The following is a 2,446-nucleotide window of genomic DNA, read 5'->3' on the forward strand; positions in this document are numbered from 1 at the left end:
CGGAACCGCCGTTGTCCGCGCCCGCGGTGGACGCCCACCCCGCGTCGGGACCACCGACCCGGCTGATCAGTTCGGTGGGGCGGTCGGCGACCTCCGCGTCCGGGCCGATCGTGATCGCGGCGGGCCGGGACTCACCCGCCTCGCCCGCGGCCACCAGCACCGGTTCCTCACCGAATGACCGCATCCGTGTCGACTGGGCCGTCAGCGCGACCCGCTCCCAGAGGACCTCGCCCCCGAGCAGCGTCTGGAGGCTCTCCCGGAGGGTGCTCAGCTCGGTCCGCAACGCCTCCAGCTCCGCCTGCGAGGCCGCCTCGGCACGCTGCCGCGCCTCGGCCTCCCGCTGCCGTGCCTCGGCCTCGACCTCCCGCTCGAACTCACGGCGGGCCGCGACCTCCTTCTCGAGCTCCAGCTCGTAGATCCGCTGAGCCTTCTCCGCCGACTTCTCGCTCGCCGCCGCGGCCCTGCGGTTCTTCACGGCCACCAGCGTCCCGATCAGCGCCGCCCACAGCGCGGCCACGACCGCGAGCCGGACCCAACGGAGGTCGTCGGTGAGCACCAGCGCGAGGGTGGCGCCGATGGCGAGGAGAAAGCCGACGGTCAGCCACGGCCGACCGGACGATCGGTCGTGTGCGTCGTCACCCACGCCAGTCATGCCGACACCGTACCTTCCGGTGATCTCATCGAGACCTTCTCGGTACTTCGAGCGGTGGGTTGCGTGCGCTAACCGGTCGGCGGTTGACCGCGGCCCCGATCACCCTCGTCCGGTGTGCGGCAGCTGTACTCCAACCACAACGCCGCGCCGATCAGCGCGGCGGCGCTGACGACCCCGACGATCGTGGCGGGCAGGTCGTCCGCGGCGGCCGTGATCCGTCCGGAACGGGGGCCCAGGTAGGCCAACGCACCCACCCATGCGCCGCCCATCAGCGCTCCGAGCAGCGAGGATGCCTTGGCCAGCGCGACCGTCCGGGCGATGCCCAGCCCGGTGACGACCCGGTGCTCGCGGATCCGGGCGCGCACGACGAACGCCAGCACGAACTCCCCCACCGCCAGCACGAGCAGGGTCGTCCCGGCCAGGGTGGGCAGGGCGGGCAGGGACTGATACGCGGCGCGGAACAACGGGAACGTCAGTCCGAAACCGAGCACCGCGGCGACGACGAGATCCCGTGCCCGCGTGAACTGCATGGTTCCCACCGTACCCACGGCTTACGAGGCGCCTCCGACGGTGACCTCCCCGCGACCGGGCCGACCGCGCCAGGTCGTGCACACTACGCCGTCGGGTCCGCCGGGATCAGCTCCACGTGGGTCGATCCGGCCGAACCGACCGCGTCGGACACCCTACGGTCGAACGTCGCGAGCGTGCCACCCGTTCACTCGTCGAGCGCACGTTCCACCATGTCGACAGTGATCACTGGCGCGTCCGGATCGACGTCGAACGTGGGGAATATCGAGGTACCAGCGCATCGACGCATCAACGCATCAGAGGGTCAGGTCCGGGCGATGGTGGACGTCGTCGTGGTCGGACCGGGGGAGGGCGGCCAGCAGGTCGGCGGCCCGGCCCCGGCCGGGTACCTCGGCCTCCGGGTCGAGCTCCAGCCAGGGAATGAGCACCGTCGCCCGGTCGGCCGTGCCCGGGTGCGGCAGCAGCAGGTCGGGGTCGTCACTGCGGACGTCGTCCACGGTCACGACGTCGACGTCGAGGGTGCGCGGGCCCCACCGCGTCGCGCGCACCCGCTCGGCACGCCGCTCCAGCTCCTGGGCGGTGCTCAGCCAGTCCCGGTGGTCCCGGGACGGGTCGTCGACCACGCACACCGCGTTGAGGAAGTCCGGCTGGTCGGTCACGCCCCACGGTTTCGTCTCGTAGACGCCGGAGACGGCCACCAGGACGTCCCGGAGGCCGTCGACGGCCAGCCGCAGAAAGGACAGCCGGTCGCCGAGGTTCGAGCCGAGGGAGAGGACGGCCCTGCTCACGGTGTCCGCCCCGGTCCGTCGTCGCCCGGTCGGCCGGGGTCCGCGGCGCCGTGCCCCCTGCCGCGGGCAAGCGTCACGGCGACGTCGGCGAACGTCCCCGGGATCGGTGCCGACGGCTTGTGCAGGGTGACCTCGACGCGCCGGATCCGCACGTCGGTGAGGATCTCGTCGGCCACCCGTCCGGCCACGCTCTCGATCAGGTCGTGCGGCGGTCCCGCGACGATGTCGGCCGCGGAGGCGGCGAGCGCGCCGTAGTCGAGCGTGTCGGACAGGTCGTCCGTGGCGGCGGCCGGGGCGAGATCGAGCCACACCGTCAGGTCGAGGACGAACTCCTGCCCGTCGCGGCGCTCGTGCTCGAACACCCCGTGCCTGCCGAACACCCGCAGGCCGGTGAGAGTGATCCGGTCACCGTCCGCCGACGGGAGCCCGCGGCCGGGGGCCGTGCCGGAGCCGGCGGGGGGACCGGGCCCGGGGTCAG

4 protein-coding genes are annotated in these 2,446 nt (G+C 73.1%); all 4 read right to left on the minus strand.

What is annotated here, in order from left to right:
- Nucleotides 1-652: DUF6779 domain-containing protein (locus SACHA_RS25330; RefSeq protein ID WP_332253614.1), on the minus strand; the 652-nt coding region annotated here is incomplete at its 3' end.
- Nucleotides 653-720: 68 nt separating this feature from the next.
- Nucleotides 721-1,182, minus strand: a complete 462-nt coding sequence (locus SACHA_RS0111240; protein ID WP_019809759.1) for a DUF3180 domain-containing protein — start codon at nt 1,180-1,182, stop codon at nt 721-723.
- 294 nt (nt 1,183-1,476) lie between these two features.
- The gene (folK, locus tag SACHA_RS0111245; protein ID WP_019809760.1) at nt 1,477-1,968 is read right to left on the minus strand and encodes a 2-amino-4-hydroxy-6-hydroxymethyldihydropteridine diphosphokinase; all 492 of its coding nucleotides are present in this window, start codon (nt 1,966-1,968) and stop codon (nt 1,477-1,479) included.
- Nucleotides 1,965-2,369 carry a dihydroneopterin aldolase gene (gene folB, locus SACHA_RS21615; RefSeq protein ID WP_051110186.1) on the minus strand — a complete coding sequence of 135 codons (405 nt, stop codon included), beginning with the start codon at nt 2,367-2,369 and terminating at the stop codon, nt 1,965-1,967. Before folB ends, folK begins: the two co-directional genes overlap by 4 nt.
- Nucleotides 2,370-2,446 lie beyond the last annotated feature (77 nt).

The sequence above is a fragment of the Saccharomonospora halophila 8 genome, assembly GCF_000383775.1.
Lineage (GTDB): Bacteria > Actinomycetota > Actinomycetes > Mycobacteriales > Pseudonocardiaceae > Saccharomonospora > Saccharomonospora halophila.